Source organism: Chitinophaga sp. W3I9, from assembly GCF_050434025.1.
Classification (GTDB): domain Bacteria; phylum Bacteroidota; class Bacteroidia; order Chitinophagales; family Chitinophagaceae; genus Chitinophaga.
The window spans coordinates 3,492,129-3,515,397 of the sequence record NZ_JBNPWC010000001.1; the positions used below are offsets into that span (position 1 = coordinate 3,492,129).

Annotated in this window: 21 protein-coding genes; 7 read left to right on the forward strand and 14 right to left on the reverse strand. The window is 47.2% G+C overall.

What is annotated here, in order from left to right; genetic code table 11:
* Nucleotides 1-8 precede the first annotated feature (8 nt).
* From QFZ51_RS14555 to QFZ51_RS14565, 3 genes are read left to right on the forward strand one after another with little or no spacing between them, the layout of a single operon-like run.
* Nucleotides 9-869 carry a DUF1835 domain-containing protein gene (locus QFZ51_RS14555; RefSeq protein ID WP_429046717.1) on the forward strand — a complete coding sequence of 287 codons (861 nt, stop codon included), beginning with the start codon at nucleotides 9-11 and terminating at the stop codon, nucleotides 867-869.
* Entirely contained in the window at nucleotides 866-1,270 is a 405-nt protein-coding gene (locus QFZ51_RS14560) for a hypothetical protein (RefSeq protein ID WP_429046718.1), read from the forward strand. The genes QFZ51_RS14555 and QFZ51_RS14560 overlap by 4 nt, the downstream gene beginning before the upstream one ends.
* 17 nt (nucleotides 1,271-1,287) lie before the next feature.
* A complete protein-coding gene (locus QFZ51_RS14565; protein ID WP_370911395.1) occupies nucleotides 1,288-3,825 on the forward strand; it encodes a DNA gyrase/topoisomerase IV subunit A in 2,538 nt (845 codons plus the stop codon).
* Nucleotides 3,826-3,897: 72 nt separating this feature from the next.
* Here the strand turns inward: QFZ51_RS14565 and QFZ51_RS14570 are convergent, their stop codons facing one another.
* The 12 genes from QFZ51_RS14570 to QFZ51_RS14625 all read right to left on the reverse strand — a co-directional run bounded on the left by QFZ51_RS14570 (nucleotide 3,898) and on the right by QFZ51_RS14625 (nucleotide 13,169).
* Complete coding sequence (locus QFZ51_RS14570; RefSeq protein WP_429046719.1) at nucleotides 3,898-4,323, reverse strand: MarR family winged helix-turn-helix transcriptional regulator; 426 nt, start codon at nucleotides 4,321-4,323, stop codon at nucleotides 3,898-3,900.
* A gap of 10 nt (nucleotides 4,324-4,333) precedes the next feature.
* Nucleotides 4,334-4,705, reverse strand: a complete 372-nt coding sequence (locus QFZ51_RS14575; protein WP_429046720.1) for a VOC family protein — start codon at nucleotides 4,703-4,705, stop codon at nucleotides 4,334-4,336.
* 100 nt (nucleotides 4,706-4,805) lie between these two features.
* Complete coding sequence (locus QFZ51_RS14580; protein WP_429046722.1) at nucleotides 4,806-5,195, reverse strand: hypothetical protein; 390 nt, start codon at nucleotides 5,193-5,195, stop codon at nucleotides 4,806-4,808.
* 9 nt (nucleotides 5,196-5,204) lie between these two features.
* A complete protein-coding gene (locus QFZ51_RS14585) occupies nucleotides 5,205-6,179 on the reverse strand; it encodes a hypothetical protein (RefSeq protein ID WP_429046723.1) in 975 nt (324 codons plus the stop codon).
* 26 nt (nucleotides 6,180-6,205) lie between these two features.
* Nucleotides 6,206-6,727 carry a D-glycero-alpha-D-manno-heptose-1,7-bisphosphate 7-phosphatase gene (locus QFZ51_RS14590; protein WP_429046724.1) on the reverse strand — a complete coding sequence of 174 codons (522 nt, stop codon included), beginning with the start codon at nucleotides 6,725-6,727 and terminating at the stop codon, nucleotides 6,206-6,208.
* On the reverse strand, nucleotides 6,724-7,419 hold the full coding sequence (locus tag QFZ51_RS14595; protein WP_429046726.1) for a nucleotidyltransferase family protein: 696 nt from the start codon (nucleotides 7,417-7,419) through the stop codon (nucleotides 6,724-6,726). The genes QFZ51_RS14590 and QFZ51_RS14595 overlap by 4 nt, the downstream gene beginning before the upstream one ends.
* Entirely contained in the window at nucleotides 7,416-7,994 is a 579-nt protein-coding gene (locus tag QFZ51_RS14600) for a D-sedoheptulose-7-phosphate isomerase (protein WP_429046728.1), read from the reverse strand. Before QFZ51_RS14600 ends, QFZ51_RS14595 begins: the two co-directional genes overlap by 4 nt.
* Before the next feature lie 28 nt (nucleotides 7,995-8,022).
* Entirely contained in the window at nucleotides 8,023-9,147 is a 1,125-nt protein-coding gene (locus tag QFZ51_RS14605) for a dehydrogenase (RefSeq protein WP_429046730.1), read from the reverse strand.
* Nucleotides 9,125-10,261 (reverse strand): glycosyltransferase, encoded by a 1,137-nt coding sequence (locus QFZ51_RS14610; RefSeq protein WP_429046732.1) that lies wholly within the window; start codon nucleotides 10,259-10,261, stop codon nucleotides 9,125-9,127. The genes QFZ51_RS14605 and QFZ51_RS14610 overlap by 23 nt, the downstream gene beginning before the upstream one ends.
* 30 nt (nucleotides 10,262-10,291) lie before the next feature.
* Entirely contained in the window at nucleotides 10,292-11,290 is a 999-nt protein-coding gene (locus tag QFZ51_RS14615) for a glycosyltransferase family 2 protein (RefSeq protein ID WP_429046734.1), read from the reverse strand.
* A 53-nt stretch (nucleotides 11,291-11,343) separates the two neighbouring features.
* Nucleotides 11,344-11,892 (reverse strand): DUF4199 domain-containing protein, encoded by a 549-nt coding sequence (locus QFZ51_RS14620; RefSeq protein WP_429046736.1) that lies wholly within the window; start codon nucleotides 11,890-11,892, stop codon nucleotides 11,344-11,346.
* An 11-nt stretch (nucleotides 11,893-11,903) separates the two neighbouring features.
* Nucleotides 11,904-13,169: a dihydroorotase gene (locus QFZ51_RS14625; protein WP_429046737.1), complete on the reverse strand. Its 1,266-nt coding sequence runs from the start codon at nucleotides 13,167-13,169 to the stop codon at nucleotides 11,904-11,906.
* A gap of 152 nt (nucleotides 13,170-13,321) precedes the next feature.
* Here QFZ51_RS14625 and QFZ51_RS14630 point away from each other — a divergent pair, with 152 nt between their 5' ends.
* From QFZ51_RS14630 to QFZ51_RS14640, 3 genes are all read left to right on the forward strand, one after another.
* Nucleotides 13,322-14,269 carry a hypothetical protein gene (locus QFZ51_RS14630; RefSeq protein WP_429046738.1) on the forward strand — a complete coding sequence of 316 codons (948 nt, stop codon included), beginning with the start codon at nucleotides 13,322-13,324 and terminating at the stop codon, nucleotides 14,267-14,269.
* Between the two features lie 36 nt (nucleotides 14,270-14,305).
* Nucleotides 14,306-16,474: a DPP IV N-terminal domain-containing protein gene (locus QFZ51_RS14635; RefSeq protein WP_429046739.1), complete on the forward strand. Its 2,169-nt coding sequence runs from the start codon at nucleotides 14,306-14,308 to the stop codon at nucleotides 16,472-16,474.
* 112 nt (nucleotides 16,475-16,586) lie between these two features.
* On the forward strand, nucleotides 16,587-17,816 hold the full coding sequence (locus QFZ51_RS14640; protein WP_429046740.1) for an alkaline phosphatase family protein: 1,230 nt from the start codon (nucleotides 16,587-16,589) through the stop codon (nucleotides 17,814-17,816).
* Between the two features lie 215 nt (nucleotides 17,817-18,031).
* Here QFZ51_RS14640 and QFZ51_RS14645 read toward each other — a convergent pair whose 3' ends face one another.
* Complete coding sequence (locus QFZ51_RS14645; protein ID WP_429046741.1) at nucleotides 18,032-19,057, reverse strand: LacI family DNA-binding transcriptional regulator; 1,026 nt, start codon at nucleotides 19,055-19,057, stop codon at nucleotides 18,032-18,034.
* A gap of 283 nt (nucleotides 19,058-19,340) precedes the next feature.
* On the opposite strand from QFZ51_RS14645, the gene QFZ51_RS14650 reads away from it, so the two are divergent.
* Nucleotides 19,341-20,201, forward strand: a complete 861-nt coding sequence (locus QFZ51_RS14650; RefSeq protein ID WP_429046743.1) for an OmpA/MotB family protein — start codon at nucleotides 19,341-19,343, stop codon at nucleotides 20,199-20,201.
* A gap of 221 nt (nucleotides 20,202-20,422) precedes the next feature.
* On the opposite strand, the gene QFZ51_RS14655 is transcribed toward QFZ51_RS14650, so the two are convergent.
* Nucleotides 20,423-23,125 carry an outer membrane beta-barrel protein gene (locus tag QFZ51_RS14655; RefSeq protein ID WP_429046744.1) on the reverse strand — a complete coding sequence of 901 codons (2,703 nt, stop codon included), beginning with the start codon at nucleotides 23,123-23,125 and terminating at the stop codon, nucleotides 20,423-20,425.
* Nucleotides 23,126-23,269 lie beyond the last annotated feature (144 nt).

The window sequence follows — 23,269 nt, forward strand, 5'->3', positions numbered from 1 at the left end:
AAAGGCATATGGGCTTAATACACATTGTTTTTGGTCAGTCTTCGGTTCCGGTGTTGGGAGAGGCGATTGCGATGGATGAGAAAATGAGCGGAGAGATCCGCTGTTTTGAAGATGACTTGTCCGTTGGACCATTATTTATCCTGGACACCAAAGAGGGCCGTGCCGGCCGTCGCCAGTTCTGGCAGCAGCTGGCGGGTATTGAACCGGTAGCTCCGGCAGCCGGGGAAGAACCGGCGGCAGAAGAAGTGACCGGCGATCCCGATCTTTTTAAATCCCTGAAAGCGCAATTAAAGGAAGACCCCGAACAGGAAGTATGGATATGGGCCGGGCAAAACGCCCGCGATGTATGCGGGTACTATTGGCTGGTAAGCCAGCTGTATGATTTTGCAGGACGCATCCATATTATTTACCTCAACAACCTGCCTTTCCTTAATGAAAAGGGAGCGGTGTTTTATCCTACCCATCTGCACCAGATACTGCCAAAGGAATTCCTGAAGGCAAAGAAGCTGGCGCGTCCTATTTCACTGGCAGAATATGAGCTGGATGGCGATGAGTGGCATCGCCTGATGAATGAGAACGCAGGTATCCGTTTACTGGAAGGCGGAAAGAAGATCAAAGGAGAGCCTACCCTGTTTTACGACAAGGAGTTACTGGCGCAGAGTGGAAAAGAGTTTGTGAAAGCATGGCGGGTAGTGCAGCAGGTAACCGGTAAACTGAAATACCCTGTGATGGACCAGTTCCTGGGCTGGCGGCTGAAAGAGCTGATCCGCGAAGGCAAACTGGAAAGCAGGGGCGATCTGAAAACGATCCGTGATTTTGAAGTGAAACAGCCGGGAGAAACTACTGAAAATCCAACAACTACTGTATGATAACCGTAACGCCACTGGAATTGATGGGAGCTGATGACCGCGGCAGCGGTTATTTCTGGAACTGCAACCGTACGGGTGATTTCCTGGTTTGCTACCGGAATGCGGGCAGCAGCAGCGGGCAGCATTATCACGAAGGTAAAAGTGACCATAAGAACCCGGAGGTGCTATACCTGTTCACCGGCAAGGCAGCCATTCACTGGTGTGCGCTGGGAGGCCATGAAATAGTAACTACGGAGATAACGGCGCCGGCAAGGGTAGAAGTACCTGTGAATGTATGGCATCAGCTGGTGGCCATTACAGATTGTTGCTTTATAGAACTGAACTCCCTGGAGGATGTACAAAAAGACAGTGTACGTATCTGGCGGGAGGATTTTGAAAAAATGATTAACGTAAAACCGTAAGTGTATTATACATGGACATGGAAAATAAAACATCAGACGAATCTCTGCACAATGTCATCCACGTTGGAGGCATGTATGAGAGCTGGTTCCTGGATTACGCCTCTTATGTAATCCTGGAGCGGGCGGTGCCCAGCATGGAAGATGGGCTGAAGCCCGTACAGCGTCGTATCCTGCACGCCATGAGAGAAATGGACGATGGCCGTTATAATAAGGTGGCCAACGTGATCGGGCAAACGATGCAGTATCACCCGCACGGGGATGCTTCTATCAGTGATGCCATTGTTAACCTCGGACAGAAAGACCTGCTGATTGATACCCAGGGTAACTGGGGTGATGTAAGAACCGGTGATGATGCAGCAGCAGCCAGGTATATTGAGGCGCGCCTGTCGAAGTTTGCGCTGGACGTAGCATTTAATCCTAAAACTACTTCCTGGCAGCTTAGCTACGACGGCCGTAAAAATGAGCCACTGGCATTACCGATGAAGTTCCCGCTGCTGTTGGCACAGGGAGCGGAAGGTATCGCGGTTGGTTTATCTACCAAAATATTACCACACAATTTCATTGAGCTTATAGACGCTTCGATCAAATACCTCCGTGGTAAAAAGTTTGAACTGTTCCCCGATTTCATTACCGGTGGCATGGTGGATATTGCCAGTTACAATGATGGCAAACGCGGTGGTAAAGTAAGAGTACGCGCACATATTGAAGAGAAGGACAAAAAGACGCTGCTGATCAAGGATGTACCTTATGGTATTACTACCACGCAGCTGATGGAGTCTATTGTAAAGGCGAACGACAATGGCAAGATCAAGATCAAGAAAGTAGTGGATAACACGGCTGCGGAAGTGGAAATTGAAGTGCAGCTGGCGCCGGGTATTTCACCGGATATTACGATCGATGCATTGTATGCATTCACCGATTGTGAAATTTCTATTTCGCCGAATGCCTGCGTGATCGTAAATGATAAGCCACAGTTCCTCACTGCTTCCGATCTGCTGAAATCCTCCGCGGATTATACCAAAGACCTGCTGAAGCAGGAGCTGGAAATCAAACTGGCGGAACTGCAGGAGAAATGGCACTATACCTCTCTGGAAAAACTCTTCTTTGAAAAAGGAATTTACAAGGAGCTGGAACAAAAGCATAAGGACTGGGAAACCGTACTGAATGCTATTGATAAAGGATTTACACCGTATAAGAAGCAACTGAAACGCGAAATCACCCGCGAGGATATTGTGAAATTAACGGAAAAGCCTGTACGCCGTATTTACCGTTTGGATATCAATGAACTGAATGAACAGATCAAGGGTATTGAAGCGGAAATCAAAGAGGTAAAGAACAACCTGGCGAACCTCACCGATTATACCGTTGCTTACTACGACAACCTGCTGAAGAAGTATGGTAAAGGCCGGGAACGTAAAACGGTGATTAAAACGTTCGACAACATCCAGGTAGCGCAGGTGGCTATTGCCAACACTAAAATATATGTGAACCGGGCGGATGGTTTCATTGGTACTTCCCTGAAAAAAGATGAGTTTGTGGCAGATTGTTCTGACCTGGACAGCATCATCGTATTCCGCCGGGATGGTAAAATGCTGGTGACCAAAGTAGCGGATAAAACCTTTGTGGGCAAGGATATCATTCATGTGGACATTTTCCGTAAGAATGACGAGCGTACTACTTACAATATGATCTATGTAGAAGGTAAGACGGGAGTTAGCTATGCCAAACGTTTCAATGTAACGGGTGTTACCCGCGATAAGGAATACGACCTGGCGCATAAAGGGGAGAAGAATTCCAAAGTGCATTATTTCTCTTCGAATCCCAACGGGGAAGCAGAAGTGGTGACCATTAAGCTGAGCCCGAACTGCAGCGCGCGTAACAAGGAGTTCGACTTATTCTTTGAAACCATTGCAATCAAAGGGCGTAACTCCATGGGGAACGTGGTAACCAAATACCCGATCCGTGGCGTGAAGTTCAAGGAGAAAGGGGTTTCTACACTGGCCGGACAAAAGATCTGGTATGATACAGAAACCGGTCGTTTGAATACGGAAGAACGTGGCGTGTATATTGGTGCTTTTGAAGGGGAAGACAAGATCTTTGTCGCCTTTAAAAACGGTACCTATGAGCTCACGAACTACGATCTCACCAACCGTTACGAGTCGAATGATGTCGTGTACATTGAGAAGTTCAACCCGGAGAAAACGGTAACGGCTATTTACTTTGATGCTGATAAGAAGCAGTTTAATGTGAAACGTTTCCGGATTGAAACGCAGACGCTGAACAATAAATTCAATTTCATTAAGGAGGGAGCGAATAATTACCTGGAAATGGTGACAACGCATACCCAGCCAATTGTGTTGTTGAAAACAGGCAAGAAGCGCAGTCCGGAAGAAGAGGAAATTGATTTGTCCGAATTTGTGGAGGTTACCGGCTGGAAAGCAGTGGGAACAAGGATTGCAGGGGATGACCTGATCAGTGCGGAGTTGTTGTCTGAAGATGAGGATCCTGATCCGAATGAAGAAGGACCGGCAGGCGGACAGGGAGAATTATTCTAACCCACCTGTTGCAGAAAATATAGAAGCGGATAGCATTTTATTGCTATCCGCTTTTTTGTTTTTGTAAGATGATTATATTTTGCCGCCCAGGTTTTTGATCATCTTTTCCAGGAAGTTGATCGCCGTAAGATGTTCTTCCGGCGTGATGCCTTCCATTACTTTTTCCCTGTTTTTCATTTGGAGCGCGTCGATGGCAGCGTACTCCTGTTTGCCGGTATCGGTAAAGGAATAAAGATCATCGGCATGTTGGATCCAGTTGCGCGAGAGCAGTGTTTCCAGTATTTCGTCCAGCTCTGCAACGGTGAGGAAGCGGCTTACCTGGTGGTAATACAGGTCTTTGGAGATCTTTCCGTGCGTATTTATATTTTTCAATACCTGCCAGTGAAACCTGTTGATGCCAAAGGATTCAAAGGCGGCATTGGTGAAATTAGTGATGAGACAATCGGCTTCTTTCAGGTACCAGCCGATGGGCAGCTTTTGGTCTATTTCGGATTGCATAAAATTGTTTTTAATCTTTGATGGGGGTGGTTACTTCGATCATGAAGGTGTCGAAAGTAAAGTAAAAGCCAAAGTTCTTACGCATGATCTGCGGAACCTGGTCCAGTACGATACCTCCGCTTTGCAGTCGCTCCCAGGTGGCAGTTACTGCGGCTTTATCTTCCAGATAAAATCCTATGTGAAAAGTATCCGGGTAGGTGTTATTTCCTTTCTCATTCATGCGTTGGTTCATCAATACCAGGATAAATCCGTCGGGGCCATTTAAAACAGACAGGGTATCGTTTAGTTTTGGGTCGGCGCAGATAAAATCAAAGTAGGTTTCAAATAATGCCCGGGTTGCCGGTACATCTTTGACGCTGAGGTTTAAGTGATTAAGTTGCATTGCAGTGTAGATGATAAATGAATGTTCGCTCTTTTAAATGCAAATATAAGAGAATGATTGTTCTTTTAAAGAAAAAAAGCGCATTTTTTTTAAGACAGTATTAGCTGGGATCGGCGAGGAAGCCAGTATTGCTTTCCCCGTCCACAGGGATGTAGATCCGTTCCCATTCGTTGCCGTCGGTTACCTCCCAGGTATGGCCGGGGCCGTTAATGTCTTCAGCTATGAGGATAATGCCGGGTTCAAGGATAAAGGTATCGCCGTTGGTGACGGTAAATTGGAGCCTGCCTTTCAGTGTGATCACAAATTGCCGCCGCGGGGCGGGATGGGGAATATGTTCCAGCTCACCGGTTCCTGTCTGGCAAAAGAAATAGTTCGCGTCAATTTTGTTCCGGGTCGGGATCTTACCGGTTTCAAAGGAACAATCTGTTTCATTGGTATTGAATAACCTGATAGCCCTGATATATGTTGATTCGTTGTCCGTTGCTGCCATGTGATTGTTTTATTGTTTCTTCTTTGATGCGGGTTTCTTAGGTGATTCCTGCTGGAAATCTTCTGCCGACTTAGGCTGGGTCATACTTTTCTTTTTCTGATCCAGTGGTTGCGGGGTAGGAGCGCCTTTTCCGAGCGGGATGGCGTCATGAAAGATCTTGTTAACGTGCATCCATTTGCCGGCCTGCCATTTGAAGCCTTCGTAGTCCATATCGGTTACGTAAGTGAATTTCTTCATGGGCTCATTGGTTTCGGATATGAGGTGGTCGAATACGATCATGTCCAGTTCCTTGTTATAGTTGAGCGTGGCGGTGCTTTCTTTTTTATATTCAATGATAAAGCGGTTGCGTGTGGGTTTGGGTGTGCTATCTTCCGCAAAACTAAAAAACGGGCCGCCCAATACAGGTGTACCATTCTGGAAGGTGAGCATTTCCACTATTTTCTTCTGGCTGCGGGGATTGTTGGCATCCCAGCCAAAGAGGGTATAATATTCTTTGTTGAAATAATGGCGGTGCACAATATTGTAATAGAGGCAGCCATACCAGGATTTATTATCGCCGATGGTATCGGTGTTGGTCATATAATCCGAGGCATCAAACAGGGGGAAGAGCTTTAGCTGTCCATCGGGAGTATTCATCTGGATGGCCCCGAAATGCCGGTAGAAGCCATTTTCGCGTTCCAGTGCCCAGGTGAAAATACGGAAGGCGCTATCCTGCGGATATTGAATAGAGATGGTTTTCAGGGAATCGAACGGAAAACGGAAGGAGTATTTTGTTTTCAATGTTCTTACCAGCAACGGAATGAAGGCTTCTGTAGCCCGTTGCCGGCCTTCGTCGCCTTTTCCGTTGAAGATATCCTGACTGAGCACCTGCAGGGTATCCTGGTTATGCATTAACTGTTTCAGCCCTGCGGCATCCGGCCGCTGCGCCAGGGTGAGCAGCGAAGTAAAGACGAAGAGCAGTGACAGTAGTGTTTTTTTTGCCATATCTATTATACGGTTACGGCTTAGAATTATTGTACCGCCAGTGCAAACTGCAGCAGGTTTTGATATCGCTGATCGATCAGCGGGTGAGGAAAGGGTGTTTCCGGACGGGTAGACGGGATAAAGATGGTTTGCATGCCCAGGCTTTTCCCGAACTGCATATCACTGAGGGTGTTGCCTACCATGACGGAGGAGCTGAAATCAATATCCGGGAAGTCCTGTTTTGCCTGAATACCCATGCCGGTGGCGGGTTTACGGCATGGACTGCTGCTGTCTACATCCGGGCAGAAATAGATACCATCGATTTTACCGCCGTGCAGCTCAATCTGTTGCTGCATTTGCGTATGAATTTCTTGTAAGCCTGCTGTAGTGAGCAGTCCGCGGCCGATACAGCGTTGGTTGGTGATTACAATGATGCGTTTGAAACGGCTGGCGAGGATGGGCATTGCAGCCAGCACACCTTCACTGAAGTGAAACATATCCGGCCGGAGCACGTATCCATCGTGGATTTCATCGTTGATTACACCGTCTCTGTCGAGGAATAGGGTCATGATACCAATACTTTTTTTGCTGCTTCGTAATCATCCGGGATACCGATATCAATGAAATAGGTGTCGCTGATGAAGCCATATAATTTTCCTGCCTGTGCGCCGGGCTCCAGTACTTTTTTCTCAAAAGAAAATTTCTCCGGCAGGGCCAGGCTTTGCAGGAAACCGGCAGAGGTGCGGTAGATGCCACCATTGATCACTCCTTCTTCACAATATTTTTTTTCATGGAACCTGGTGATCTGCTGATGTTCATCCAGCTGGATACTGCCGTAGCGGTCGAACTGTTTCATTGGTTTCAGCGCCAGTGACAGCGGGCTTTGATGCGCCTGGTGAAAATTATTAAACGCTGCGAGGTCCACATCAAAATAGGTATCGCCGTTAACGATGAAGATCTCATTGCCTTTCACGGCAGACAGGGCATTGATGATGCCACCGCCGGTTCCCAGCGGCTCCGTTTCTACGGTAAAGGATACACGCAGCGGGAGTGTTATGCTGTTGCACCAGTTTATGACCTGTTCAGACAAGTAGCCGAGCGACAGTACCGCGTGGTTAATGCCCTGTTTGTGCAGGTATTGCAGCAGGTAATATAAAAAAGGGCGTTCACCGAGGGGGGCCATGCATTTAGGCTTATCGGCCACTACGCTTCTGAGGCGGGTGCCGAGTCCCCCGGCGAGTACGATACATTCTCTCGTCATGCGCCAAACAGGTTGTTTTCCACTATTTCGCAAATAATATGTCCCACGGTGATATGTGCCTCCTGGATGCGGGGGGTATCGCCGGAGGGGATGTTGATCAGGTAGTCGCTGCCTTCTTTCATTTTGCCGCCGGTGGCGCCGGTCATGCTTACTACAATCATACCCTGTTCCTTTGCCACCTTTATGGCTTCAAGGATATTAGCGGAGTTACCGGAGGTAGAAATGCCTACCAGTATATCTCCGGGGCGGCCTATGCCTTTCAGGATGCGGGCATATACCTGGTCGTAGCCGTAGTCGTTGCCTACCGCAGTGATGTAAGAAGTATTGCAATGCAGTGCCTCTGCATACAGCGGCATGCGATCTTTATAAAACCGGCCGGAGAATTCTGCGGCCAGGTGTTGCGCGTCTGCGGCGCTGCCGCCGTTTCCGCAGAAAAGGATTTTATGATCGGTTTGCAGGCTGTGGGTAATGGCTTCTGCTACCAGTTTGATGGTATTTAACAACGGTTCATCCTGGCAAATGGCTTCTTTTACAGCGATGCTTTCCCGGATCTTATTGGCAATGAATTGTTTCATCAGCAGATATTTTTGATTTGTTGTGCCCTTAAATGCTCCACGTTTGAATACCGTGATTGGTAAAGGTATAGCGTTTTACATCTCCGCCAAAACCGCTTAGTGCGTCTACTACGGCAAAGCGGGTATTTTTCGGACAATAGAAGATCATGAATCCGCCGCCACCGGCGCCGGAAATTTTACCACCGCTGGCGCCGGCTTTGCGGGCAGCTTCGTAAATTTCATCGAGCTGGGGATTGGTGATGCCATGGGCCATCTTCTTTTTATTTTCAAAACCGTAGTTCAGGATTTCACCGATTTTATCGATGGTTCCCCGCAGTAATGCTTCCTTCATCATCACCGCCTGTTCTTTCAGTTGGTGCATGGCTTCAATGGAAGCATCTTTTTTATCGGTTACATTTTTTTGTTGTTCGGAGATGATAGTGGAAGATAAGCGGCTGGTAGATGTATAGAACAATACCAGGTTATTTTCCAGTTCGTGAAGATTTACTTCTTTAATACGCAGCGGGTTTACAATTACTTTGTCGCCCTGGTAAAACTCCATGAAGTTTACGCCGCCAAAGGTAGCCGCGTATTGGTCTTGTTTACCGCCGGCCTGGTTCAGGTCCTCGCGTTCAATAGAATAAGCGAGGTGCGCCATGTCATATTCCCCCAGCGGTAATTTCATCCATTCCGCGAATGCGCCCAGTACGGCCACCACGAGGGTGGAGGAGGTACCGAGGCCGGAGCCGGCCGGTGCATCTACAAAGGTGGTGAGTTTAAAACCGGCAGATGGTAAGGTGCCATAATCTTTTTGCACGCGGTTAATAACGCCTTTCAGGATATCCAGTTTCCCGTCTAACGGTAAAGGGTATACGGCATCATAAGTAGCGGTTTCCCTTCTGTCGGCGCAATCAAAAACCACTTGTCCGTTCTGGAGGGGTTCTATGGATGCGCGCGCATATAAGGAGATGGTAGCATTGAGAATGGCGCCACCGTATAAGTCCGAATACGGACTTACATCTGTGCCACCACCGGCAAGGCCTATACGTAAAGGTGCTTTACTTCTGTAAATCATGCTAGTTGTCAGGTTTAGTTTGCTGGCCATGTAGTCAACAATTATGATGCCGCTGTGTCTACCACCGGCATATTCATCAGCGATCTGTTGCCAGCGCATGAATTTCTTTTGCCAGCCGTGCCCACGAATATTGCAGTTTCTCTTTGCGGAGGGCTTCCACCATATCAGCTTCGCGGTTTTCCACGAAATATTTTTCGATGGCAGCTGCAATAGAGGCTGGTTCCGGTTCGGCCTGGAATCCTACTAGGCCATCCGGCACCATTTCCACGAGTCCGCCTACATTTGTTACCACCATCGGTTTTTCGAAGTGATAGGCGATCTGTGAAATGCCGCTCTGGGTAGCGCTTTTATAGGGTTGTACCACCAGGTCGGCGGCGCAGAAATAGTTTTTAACGGCTTCGTTCGGAATGAAATCGGTGTGCATCATCACGCGGTCGCCCAGTTGCAATTTATTCAGCAGTTCCAGGTAGGGGGCTGCATCTTCATAATATTCGCCGGCAACGATGGCGTGAACATCCAGTTTTTTCAGTCTTTCATCCGCCATTGCCTGCAACAGCAGATCGAGTCCTTTGTACTGGCGGATGAAGCCAAAGAAGAGGATATATTTTTTGCCCGGGTTCAGTTTCAGCTGGGTGCGCGCATCTTCTTTCGATATCAGGGCGCCGTAGTTGTCGTAGATAGGATGCGGAATGAGCGAGGCTTTTTTCACGGGCTCAAATACCCGCAGGTCGTTGAGTACCGATTGGCTCATGGCTACAAAGGCATCTACCGGTTTCAGGAAATATTTTGTAAAAGCTACGTCACCGGGTCTTTTTTCGTGCGGCACTACGTTATCCAGTACGGCAATAACTTTGGTGTGTTTTCTTTTGCCTAACCGCAGGAGGGAGCCTAATGCCGGGCCCATGATGGGTAGCCAGTATTTGGTGATGATGATGTCCGGGTTCATTTTCCGGATCTTGCGGCCTGTTATTAACCAGTTCAAAGGATTAACGGAGTTGATCAATCTTTTGATGCGCAGATGCGCCGGAGCGGGGTCGGTAGAGAACTGGCTTTTTCCAGGGAAAAAGAATTTGGGGTACTGTATGGTAAAGGTCCATATTTCCACCTCATCCGTTTGCTGGAGTTCTTCTGCGAGTCGCTCGTTATAAGCAGCCAGCCCACCCCGGAAGGGGTAGGCTGTACCTAAAATAAGTATTTTCTTTTTGTCAGCCATAGATTCAGATAACGATAATGAATGAGCGGATCAGCGTCTGCGGTTGTGTTGGTGTGCTAACTGCAACTCTTCATCCGTAACATTACTGGTATGGTCCATCCGCTCTTCCACGAGGTATGAATTACGTTCTGTGGCGTTGCGTGTTACCAGTTCCCCGATAAAACCGGTGAGGAATAGCTGGGAACCGATGATCATACAAAGCAGCCCGAAATAGAACAGGGGCCTGTCTGTCATGTTTACTTTATCAAAGAATATTTTTGCCAGTGCGAGGTAGGCAGCTATCACAAACCCTACGAAGAAGGAGAGGGAGCCCAGTGCGCCGAAGAGGTGCATGGGGCGTTTGCCGAATTTGCCGATAAACATGATGGTGGCCAGGTCCAGGAAGCCGTTGATAAAACGTTCCAGTCCGAATTTGGTGACGCCATATTTGCGGGCGCGGTGTTCCACTACTTTTTCACCTATTTTGCGGAAGCCGTTCCATTTGGCGATAACCGGAATATAGCGGTGCATTTCCCCGTATACTTCTATAGACTTCACTACTTTTTTGCGATAGGCTTTCAGACCGCAGTTCATGTCGTGCAGTTTCACGCCGCTCATGCGGGTAGTGGTGTAGTTGTATAATTTTGAAGGAAGGTTTTTGGTAAAAGCATTATCGTAACGTTTCTTTTTCCAGCCGCTCACGAGGTCGAAGCCTTCTTCCACGATCATGCGGTAGAGTTCTGGTATTTCATCAGGGCTATCCTGGAGATCGGCATCCATGGTGATCACCACATCGCCCTGTGCCGCGCTGAAGCCTTCATTGAGGGCTGCGGACTTGCCGTAGTTGCGCTGGAACTTGATCCCTTTTATGAGGGGGTTCTGCGCGGCCAGTTGTTGTATAACGGCCCAGGAGTCGTCTGTGCTGCCATCGTCTACCATCCATACCTCGTAGGTGAAATGGTGTGTGTCCATCACTCTTTCAATCCATGCCGCGAGTTCCGGCAAGGATTCTTCTTCGTTTTTTAAAGGAACGATTACGGATATGTTCATCTTAATAGAATAGTATTATTACTTCACCAATAAAGGCGCTTAGTTACGGATTCTTACGCCTGATTTCGTTGACCTTCAAAAGCCTGTTTCTTACGGATTATCACTGCAAGTATCGCAGATACCACGAAAAATTTTATCAGGTTTCTCAGGTAATCGATAAATGCAGAAGAAATAGTTACACGGTAATCTGCATTTTTCAGATCTTTCAACTGCTTATCGATTTCTTCCTGTGGCGCCCTGAATTTACGCAATAACCATGCAGTATCTTCCATCAGGTGTTTTTTGGACAGCTCCATCAGGTTGTTATCGTACATATAGGTAAATACGACATAATTATAAGCGGCTATCATCAGCGAGCTGATAACAAAGGTGGTAAAGATGGGTTTAATCGCATCTTTGAAACCAATATATCCGCCAAGTTGTTTTTTTCTTTCCAATCCCGCAAATATGCCAAGTACGGCCCATACTACAAACTGGATGAATTTTAATTTAAGGGAAAAAAGATAATCAGGGCCGGCTACCCAGATTAAAACGTTCCAGGCAATCATGGCCAATCCCACTAAAAGACCCCATTTTATACCGGGATTCGAATTTTGTTGCATACGCACAGGCTCTAATTATTTATATGAAATACGGGTCCATTCACTGTGGCATGTACTTTCCCCTTCAGTTGTTCGCCAATATACGCTGAATTTTTGGACCGGGAAGCGATATGGGCTTTGGTAAACTGCCAGCTGGCTTCCGGATCAAAGATCGTGAGGTTGGCGGCGGCGCCTTCCTGCAGGGCCGGCTGTGGCAAGCCGAATATTTTCCGCGGTTGGATGGTGAGCATGTTAATCAGCTGTTCCAGCGGCAGCTGAGGCAGGTATTGCCTTATTACGCCGAAGGCGCTTTCCAGGCCGATCATGCCGTTTTTGGCATATTCAAACTCTACCTGTTTGGCATCCCAGTCCTGCGGCGTGTGATGAGTAGCAATGCAATCTATGGTGCCATGTAAAACGGCTTCCTGCAGGGCTTTCACATCGTCTGCGCTGCGCAGCGGCGGATTTACCTTCAGGTGGGTATCGTAGTTGATGAGTTGAGCATCGGTTAAAGACAGGTGGTAAGGTGTTACCGAGCAGGTAACTTTGATTCCTGCTGCTTTGGCGGCGGCGATCAGCTCCACTGATTTACGGGTGCTGATACCGGTAAAGTGGATGCGGGAGTCGGCATATTTCGCCAGCTCCAGGTCGCGTTGAATGATGAGTTCTTCTGCCAGTGCGGGCTTTCCGGGCATTCCCAGCTGGGTGGAGTAAATGCCTTCGTGCATGAGTCCATGCGAAGAAATGCTCTGGTCATCTGGCAGCTGTATAAGGGTGCCGTCGAATGCTTTGATGTATTGCAGCGCTTTGAGCATGAGGCCGGGCGACTGCAATGGCTTGAGGCCATCGGAGAAGGCTACAGCGCCTGCCTGCTGCATTTCGTACATTTCCGCGAGGCCGGTACCCTCAAGGTTTTTCGTAGCAGCGCCAATTGGCAACACCGTGGCGGCCGAATGACGGGTTCTGCTCAGTACGTATTCGATTTGCGGTTTGGTATGCAGGGCGGGCTGGGTGTTGGGTACCACCATTACGGTTGTGTACCCGCCGGTGGCGGCAGCTTTGATACCGCTTTGCAGATCCTCTTTGTGTTCCTGTCCGGGGTCGCAGAAATGTGCGAAAACATCCATCCAGCCAGCGGAAACGTGCAGGTTATCACCTGAAATGACCGTTGCCCGGGCATCTTCGAGGTTGTTACCAACCTGCTGAATGATGCCGTTCTGAATAGAAATGTCTTTTTGCTGCCCGTGTAAGGATGAGGAAGGCGCTATGATCTTTACGTTCTTGAGTAGTATGTGCATGCTTTACGTTCTATAACCGGTCCGAAAATACAGGGGCAAATGTAACATAAAACTGTTAATTGTTGAAGGGGAGCGGCCCCTACTTTTCGGACGGCTGTTCAGGTTGGTATGATAATTGAAAATGCAGGGGTAGCAGATCAAAATAACTACTGATGATTGACTATCTTTCTAACCTCGTAGCACGGATATGCGACCGCTCAGAACAATTGCATAATGGCCAGACGACCAGCTGGCAGGCCCTCCGCGAAGCAGAACAACTCGCTAATCACGCTTATATACCCCTACTTTATCAATACATTGAGCAGGAGCCCGACAAAGATAAGCGCCGCGCCGCCTGTTTTATTATCACCCAGCTTTCCAGGAATACCAACGACCCCGAAGTGATCCGTTTTCTTTTGGACCGGCTTAAAATGGAACAGGATGCCGATATGATCACAGCGATGCAGCAGGACCTGGAACGGGGACTCGCCATACCAGGCTATATTAACCTGGAACCGTTGTTTAATAACACGCTTTCACTCAATAATAATATCCGCCGCTCTGCGCTGCTGGCGCTCAGAGGTACCCGCCACCCTTCGGTGGAAGACTGGGCCCTGAACCTGCTGAAGCGCACCGTAAACGAATACGATATCTATTATATCACGCTGCTGCTGCATAAAGTGGGTACGCAGAAAAGTGTGCCTGCACTGCGCAGGCTCCTGGAATATCACCGCCAGGATGTAAAAAGCCTGGCTTTCGCCGCTATCGCTGACATTGAAAAAGAGAAGGAAGCCATGTTCTATACACGCTGCCTTATGCGTGGACAACTCAAATTTGAAGCGATGGAAGCCATTTATAAGTATGCCGATGAGAATGCGATCCAGGCGGTGACCGCCCGCATTACCGAGTTGTTATCAAAAAGACGCAGCAGCGCCCGGATGACGATAGAAACGGTGAAGAACGGCTTTACAGACCTGATGCTGGGCATGGAATTCCTGTTCCGCTTCAGAACTGCAAAGACAGATGTGAAGAAAACATTTTCCTGGATTACAGAGAAACGGGCCGACTACCTGTTGCCCGAAGAAAGGGAATGGGTTAAAAAACATCTTGTGAGCGCGTAACGGGTAAAACCTTAATTTAGCTCCCCAAAAAGAAGGATGAAGAAAGCTTTCCTATTGCTTTTGACAGGATGGATGACGGGTGGGCTGCAATATACCTATGGCCAGCAACGTCAGTATACCATGGCGGAAGCCACCAACGGGCTTCGGCAGCAACTGGCGCCCGAGCGCTTAAAACAGTTTGAATGGGTGCCCGGTGAAAACGCCTACACCAGGGTACTATCGGAAAAAGATAATTACGCCTGGATCAAGGTAGCACTACCCGCCGGCAAAACAGATACCCTGCTGACACTTTCACGGCTCAATGAACAGTTATTTTCTTCCAAACCTTTACGCGGTGTGCCACCGCTGCACTGGATGTCTTCTACCAGTGCCTGGTTTTCTATCGGTAACACGCTGTATAAAGGTCAACTGCAAAATGGCATCATGCAATTCAGCCAGTGGTGTGAATTACCCAAAGAAGCAGAGAATGTGACGGTGAACAACCAAAGCGGCCAGGTTGCCTGGACCGAAAACAATAACCTGTTTATCCGTACCGCCGATGGCCATGTACAGGCAGTTACCAACGACGCCGATATCAATATTGTGAATGGAAAAAGCGTTCACCGTGAGGAATTTGGCATCGACAAAGGTATTTTCTTCTCTCCCAAAGGCGATCAGCTGGCATTTTACCGCATGGATCAGCGCATGGTAAATGATTACCCGGTTATCGACTGGTCGGTAACGCCCGCGCATAATACCAATATCAAATACCCGATGGCGGGTGGTAAATCACATGAAGTAACGCTGGGTATTTATCGGCCATCTACCCAAAAAACAATTTTCCTGAAAACCGGCGGGCCTGCAGATCATTATCTCACATGTGTTACCTGGGCGCCTGACCAGCAATCTGTTTATGTAGCGCTGCTGAACCGCGAACAGAATCATTTATGGCTGAACCAATACAGTGCGGCTACCGGGGAACTGGTAAAAACACTGTTTGAAGAAACAGACGCTAAATATGTACATCCTACCCATCCGTTAACTTTTGTTCCCGGCACAACCGATCAGTTTATCTGGTGGAGCGAAAAAAGTGGCTATAACCATTTATATCTCTATAATACCAAAGGAGAACAACTGCGGGAAATTACCACCGGTGATTGGGTGGTGAATGAACTAACGGGTTTTATTCCGAAGAAAAATGAAATCATCTTCACGGCTTCCAAAGAAAGCCCGATGGAGAAACATTTGTATAAGATTAATTACAAGCAGCAAACAGCAACGCTTTCCCCACTGGATAAAGCTGCGGGATGGCACGATGCACAGGCCAGCGCCGATGGCAGCTATGTGCTGGATGCTTACAGTTCCGGTACCACTCCGTATGTAGCGGGGGTAACTGCCACCGCCGGTAAATTTGAACAAATTATTATCACCGCCACCGATCCGCTGAAAGTCTTTCAGCGTCCGCAAATCAGGCAGGTGACACTGAAAGCGGATGACGGCACGCCTTTATACGGTAAACTGATCCTGCCGGTGAACTTTGATTCTACCAAAACCTACCCGGTAATTGTGTACCTGTATAATGGGCCCAATGTGCAGTTGATCCGTAACACTTATCCCTACAGCGGTAACCTTTGGTATGAATACATGGCGCAACATGGCTATGTAATTTTTACCATGGATGGCCGCGGCAGTGATAACCGTGGAAAGGCTTTTGAGCAGGCCACTTTCCGGCAGCTTGGTACTGTGGAAATGAATGATCAGTTACAGGGCGTGGCTTACCTGAGGTCGCTGCCGTATATTAATCAGCAGAAGATGGGTGTACATGGCTGGAGCTTTGGTGGTTTTATGACCACATCGCTGATGCTGCGTCATCCGGGCGTGTTCCAGGCAGGAGTAGCCGGCGGGCCGGTGATCGACTGGAGCATGTATGAAATTATGTATACCGAGCGCTATATGGATACGCCGCAGGAAAACCCGGAAGGTTATGCCAATTCCAACCTGCTTACCAAAACAAAAAACCTGCAGGGTAAACTGATGCTGATCCACGGCACCAACGATGATGTGGTAGTTTGGCAGCATTCGCTGGATTTCCTGAAAGCCTGTGTAGATAATGAAGTACAGGTAGATTATTTCGTATATCCGGGGCATTTACATAATGTATTGGGAAAAGACAGGGTTCACCTGATGCAGAAGATCACCGACTATTTTGACGTCCATCTGAAATAGTTTTTTAGATTTCTTTTTAAAGCGAAGATCATAGCGAAAAATTAATATTCGCTGTTATCTTCGCTTTATTATTTTATGCTAATTGCGATCAGCTAATCTTAAACAGTCAACGATGAAGTATTTATTCCTCGCTATGAGCCTCCTGACAGCTACCACGTTAGCGGCACAGCAGAAGAAACACAAAGTGTTATTTATTATTGCGGATGGTATTCCGGCAGATGTGATTGAGTCGCAGCCCACTCCAAACCTGAAGCGTATAGCAAAGGAAGGCGGGTATTGCCGTGCTTACGTGGGAGGAGAGAAGAATGGTTATTCCCAGACGCCTACTATTTCAGCGGTGGGTTACAACAGTTTACTTACCAGTACCTGGGTGAATAAACATAATGTATGGGATAATGATATTGCCGCGCAGAATTATGCTTATCCCAGCATTTTCCGGTTTTTTAAATCGGCTTATCCTGAAAAGAAGACGGCTATTTTTTCCACGTGGCTGGATAACCGTACCAAACTGGTGGGAGATGGATTAGCGCAAACGGGCAACCTGCATATTGATCACGCGGTGGATGGATTGGAGCTTGATACCGTGCGGTTTCCGCATGATAAAGACAGCTGGTATATTCATCTTATTGATGAAACGGTGGTGAATAAGGCGGCAGATTTTGTAAGAAGCGATGCGCCTGATATGACTTGGGTATACCTGGAATACAGCGATGACATGGGGCATCGTTATGGTACCGGTGAGCGGCTGGATACTGCCGTGCGGATGACGGATGACATGGTGGGTAAGATCTGGGATGCGATGGAATACAGGCGTGCAAATTTCAACGAAGACTGGCAGATCTATATTACCACGGATCACGGTCGTGATGCGCATGGCGGACATGGCCACGGCGGGCAATCGGATCGTGAGCGGACTACCTGGATTGTTACCAATGCAAAAGGATTGAATCCTTACTTTAAAACGGCGCAACCGGGTATTGTAGATATCCTGCCTTCCATTGCGCGGTTTATGAATATCTCTATTCCTAAGGAGAATGCGCGTGAACTGGATGGTGTGCCGCTGACAGGCGCTATTTCACTGGCGCAGCCTACTGCCAGCTTAGTGAAGGATCAGTTGCAACTGGGATGGAAAGCTTATGATAAAAAGGGAAGCGTAAAAATATGGGTTACGACAACTAATCATTATAAAACCGGCGGGCACGATGAATATAAGCTGCTGGGAGAGGTGCCTGTATCAAAAGAAGGCGCCAGCATCAGCGTAAAATCGCTTCCATCCTCATTTTACAAGATTGTATTGGAAGGGCCGTTAAACACGGTGAACAGGTGGGTGGTGCAACAATAGCTAAAACAAGCGAAAACAGGCTTTACGCAAACGCTTGCGCGGATAACGCAAGCGTTTGCGTACATGGAATGCCAAAAAAATCATGTAGAATCGTTGTAGCAATTAATCAGAAAGTGAACTAAGCTGGAAAAGCAGCAATTATAGACAGCGAACAATGAAGTCGAATAACCTGCCACGGTCAACTACTGTGGCAAGGTTATCGATAAGATAATGCCTCAGCGGTGATGTATCACCAGTTGCGACTCCATGACAGTGCGTTGAAAATCATTCAAGGCATGTTCCCCGTTCAGGAGTGATAATAACATATTAGTAGCCGCCTGGCCCTGTTCATAAGGGAACTGCTCCACAGATGCAGCAGGGGGAAAGGCTGTATACCCGCTTACCGGTGTATTGGCGTAAGATACAAAAGTTATATCCTTATTTATTTCCAATTTTTGTTTCAGGGCATACTGTACGGCATCCATGGCTACATAGTCATTGAAAGTAACGACGGCCGTTACTTTTCTTTTGAGCGACAGGAGGTACTGCATGGCTTGTTCTGTGCCTGCGGCGGTGAGGTCGGCGTTGACGATCATTTTGGGATCGTATTTAAGGCGGTGTTTCTGCAGTGCCCTGATGTAGCCGGTAGCACGTTCCTTGCTGGCCACCATTGTTTCGGGGCCGTTGATCATACCAATTACGCGGTGGCCCTGTTTCAGCAGGAAATCCACTGCCTGTACGGTGCCGGATTCCAGGTTGCAGGAAACCGCGTGCATATCAGGAAGGTTGGGAATGCGGTCGAAGAAAACCACCGGAATCCTTGCCTGCTGCAGCATTTCAAAGTGTTCGTAATTGCTGGTATTTTTTCCGATAGAAACAATGCAGCCGTCCACCCGGTGCTGTTTCATGCTCTGGATGATCTGTTTTTCACGGGCTTCATCATCGTGTGATTGTCCCAGCAGTACCGTGTAGTTATTGCTGTATGCCGTGTCTTCGATACCGCTGATAGCGCTGGCAAAGAATGCCTCCGACAGCTCGGGTAAAAGGATACCGATTGTAAATGTTTTACCCTGCTGGAAATAGATAGCTGTCTGGTTGCGTTCATAATTCAGTTCGGCCGCCAGTTCTTTTACCCTGGTTTTAGTTCTTAAACCTATACTGTGATGATCATGTAACGCCCTTGATACCGTGGATACAGAGATGTTCAGCCTTTTTGCAATTTCCTTTATTGTTGGTTGACCCGAAGAAACCACCTTTCTCATACATTTCAGCAATTAATAGAAAATAGATACAGCGTATACTCTGCCGGACAAGTTACTTAGATATTGGAAAACATTAGCTTTTTTTTATGAATAAAGCTTGTTTAGGATGACGGCTTTATTTTTTTTATGCGTGTCAACATCTAATACCACGCTGGATTCTAACCGGGTTCTAACGGGCTGAAGGGGGCTTCGGCCTGCTATTTGCTATACAGGGGTTGCTTTCCATTGTATACCCCACTATTTATATATACTTATTCTTTAGATTATTAAAAAGTGTAATTTTATGAAAATAGCACAACTAGCCTTGCCGGTAGCTTTAGTAACCATTTTTGCATCCTGTTCCGCCCCTCGTAAATTAAGGGAATCACAGGCCAGGAATGCGCAACTTGATAGTCTTTACCGCGCTACTTACGGTAAGCTGAGAACCTGCGAAGAAGATGCCGCCCGTGCCGCTGCATCGTACAAAGAAAAAGTGACAAATTTAACGGAGCAACAACAGCAACTGAAAACCAACAATACCCAGATGCTGGATCACCTGAAGGAGTTGTCCGTAATTTCCGGCGCCCAGGCAGAAAGCATCAAGAAATCCCTGGATAATATTGGCGCCAAGGATGCTTATATTAAAGATCTCCAATCAGCTATTGCCCGTAAAGACTCGTTGAACATGCAGCTGGTGATGAACCTGAAAGGCGCCATTGGAAATATGGATGATAAAGACATCAATATTAAAGTGGACAAAGGGGTGGTATATATAGATATCTCCGATAAGCTGCTGTTTAAAAGCGGTAGTTACGAAATCAATGAAAGAGCCAAGGAAGTACTGGGTAAAGTGGCCAAAGTGCTGATTGCCCAGCCGGATATTGAATTCATGGTAGAAGGTCATACTGATAACGTGCCTTACCGTCCGAATGTATTGCTGGACAACTGGGATCTGAGTGTGAAGAGAGCTACTTCCGTAGTACGTATTCTGCAGAACCAGTATAACATTCCGCCAGCACGCATGACCGCTGCGGGCAGAAGCGAATACCTGCCTATCGCTTCCAACGACACCGCTGAAGGCAAAGCAGCCAACCGCAGAACGAGGATCGTAATACTGCCACAGCTGGATCAGTTCTTCAAATTACTGGAAAAACCAGCGAATTAAGCGAAGGTTGTCTTGGAACACTGATTACGCTGATTATACTGATTAGCTGGATTTTACTTTTGGATTTTATAAAGGATTAAGGGAGATAGAAGCGGATATTCGCTTTTATCTCCCTTAATTATTATTAAGAAAATCAGAAAAATCCAAAAAATAAAATCAAACTAATCAGTAAAATCAGCGTAATCCTGCTCCAAGACAATTTCCATCGCCGAAGGCGATGCTTACACCGCAGGCTTCGCCGCTGGTTTTTTGCCGAAGAACCAGGAGAGGCTTAGCATGAAGTATTGGGTGAGAACGGTGTTCCGCTGCTGTTCTATGTAGGTGGGGGATTGCATGGTGAGCAGCGATTGATTTTGTTTTGTGAGATCGTAGGCATAGAGTTTTGCCTGGAAGCTTTTGTCTTTTCCAAAGGCTTTGGCAACCCAGCTGTTGAGGACTACAAATTGCTGATGCTGACTGGTATTATTGAAATACAGGGCTGCGCTGCCGATGCTGAGGTTGGCAGGGAGAAAAACGTTAGCGGTGAGTGATACATTGTACATGAGGTAGTCGGAATGTTTGTTGTTCTGGATGGAGTAAACGCTGCTGATATACAGCATGCTTACAAATCCTTCCAGTTCCAGCGTTTTTTTGTACATCCAGGAGCCGTTCAGCATTTGTGTGATACTCAGATCAGTAGTGCGGCTTTTGACCTGGTTGATAAACGAATTATTCCGGCTGAAATAATAGGACAATGAATAGTTAAGTGTTAAGGCGGGCTTACTGAATCTTTTACCTATTGAAAAGTCCTGGTTAAAACTAAAATTTCCATCCACATTTACTGGTTTATTGATTTGCCGGCCGGCAGAGTCGGAGTAGATGGATTGTGTCATGGCATTATTTGGCAAATCAGCGCCAAGGTTGGTACTGAACGTAAGGCCTTTCACGCTGAAGGAACGGTAGCCGATGGCGGCAGAGTTATAAATAGACGGTTTCAGATCCGGGTTGCCGAGCTGCACATACAGCGGGTTCCGGGTAGATACTACCGGCAAGTATACGTTGGGAGGCGGGATGCGGGTTTCCCTGTTTACCCTCAGGTCCAGGCTTTTGTAGTTATCTATTTTATAGAAAAGGGACAGGTTGGGAGACAGGTAATGAATCCTTTGCAGGAACTCATTGCCGGCGGTGGTGTTATTGCTTTTTGAATTTGTGAAGTTGTAGGCAATATTTAACTGGCCCTGTATTTTTGTTTTATTAAGAAAGAGTCCTGCGCCGACCGACTGCTCATTGATATTGTTTTTAAACCGGTAGGTCAGGTCCTGGTTAACCAGATCATATCCTTTCTTTTCATTGTCGAAATCGAAAGCGTCCTGGTTATTTTTTGTGAAGTTGTTGGTTATTTTATAGGATACGTTCAGGTACATGGAAGTGAGCAGCGGATATTGGTAGTTAAGCCTGGCCATCAGTTTCCGGACATTTATTTTTGCATTTACCTGCTGGTTGATGGTGTCTGCCAGGTTTGCAGCGGCGAAGGTGTTCAGGGTCGTATTCTGCTGTTCGTCTTTTGTATTATTCTGATCAATATTGAAGGATATGCTTACGCTGCCGGCTGCGGGACTGAACTGGTGGTTATATTGGGTGGTGAGGTTGATATTATTATTCCTTCTTGTTTCCAGGTTATTGGTGTTGCCAAAGTTGATGGTGTCATTATTTTCCCCGCCTGTTGAAACGTATTGACTGAAGGAGCGGAAAGTGTTATGTTGTGTGTTGGCCGACATATCTATGGAGACAAGATTTTTTTCATCGACCTGGATGCTCAGGTTGGTAAAGAGGATATTCATGTTGGCAGTGCTTCCCGAGGTATTGTTGTTGTTGTAGCGGAAGTTACTGTCCGGAAGTACGTTGTCGCGCTGTTGCTGCTGGCTGTTATTGACGTTTTGGCTTTGATGGAGGAAGTTGGCGTTGAGTTTTATTTTTTTGGAGATGTCGGTACCGAGATTCGCGCTGACATTATTTTTCCTGGAGAGGCCGCCCATCATACTTTCTCCCCTGCTCAGGTTTTCATCGGTGGAAGCGGGGCCGCGGGAAGAATTGACATTATTGATATATCCCATCACCACCGCCTGCCTGGTATCCCTGAACATATTAACGTTGGCGGCGGCGTTATACCGTTTGTCAGTTCCATAGCCTGCGCCGGCAGCGCCATTGAGTCCTTTCTTATATTCTTTTTTAACGGTGATGTTGATGACCTTTTCATTTTTACCACCTTCCACCATACCATCTATTCTTTTTCTGTCGATGACCTGTATTTTATCGACAATATCCGCCAGCAGGTTCTGCGTTATTTTTTTGGTGTCGCCTGTTGCACTATTGCCATCCTGGAAAAGCGGTCTGCCATTTACCAGGATGGTTTTGATAGCGGTGCCCTGGAAAGACAGGTTCCCATCGGCATCGATGGTGATGCCGGGAAGTTTATTGAGCAGGCTTCTTACAGAAGCATTTTCGGTTGTCTGGAAATCGCCTGCAGAAAATTCAACGGTATCTTTCCGGATGGTGAATGCCGATTTATTTACTTTTACGTTAACGCTGTTTAGTTTGATCGGGTTACGCTGAAGACCGGAAAAGCGAAGGTCTACCTGAAATACCTTGGCTGATTTTTCTGATATCATGATGAGTGAGGTAGCGGCATCGTATCCCATGAAACTGATCGTGATCACATAATTTCCCTGTGGTATTTTTTTGAGGATAAAGTCGCCGGATTCATTCGTGATGCCCTGTGCTTTAAGAATGGATCTTTCTGCGGTGAAGAGCAGTACATTTGCTCCTGTCAGTGGTTTACGGGTATCTTTGTCATACGCATGGCCTTTTATTTCTCTTTGTGCGGAAAGCGTGAAATGCATTCCTATCAGCAGTACGGTTAACGATAATGCGTAGTATTTTGCCATGCGAGGATTTTGGTTATTTCAATACAATGATAGTATGGAAGCATCCTCATCCCGTTAATCAATACCAAATGTTGTCAGAATGGTTAAAGAATTATTAATAAGATAACGAGATTAACAATTGATTCACAAATGCCGGGGCCATGA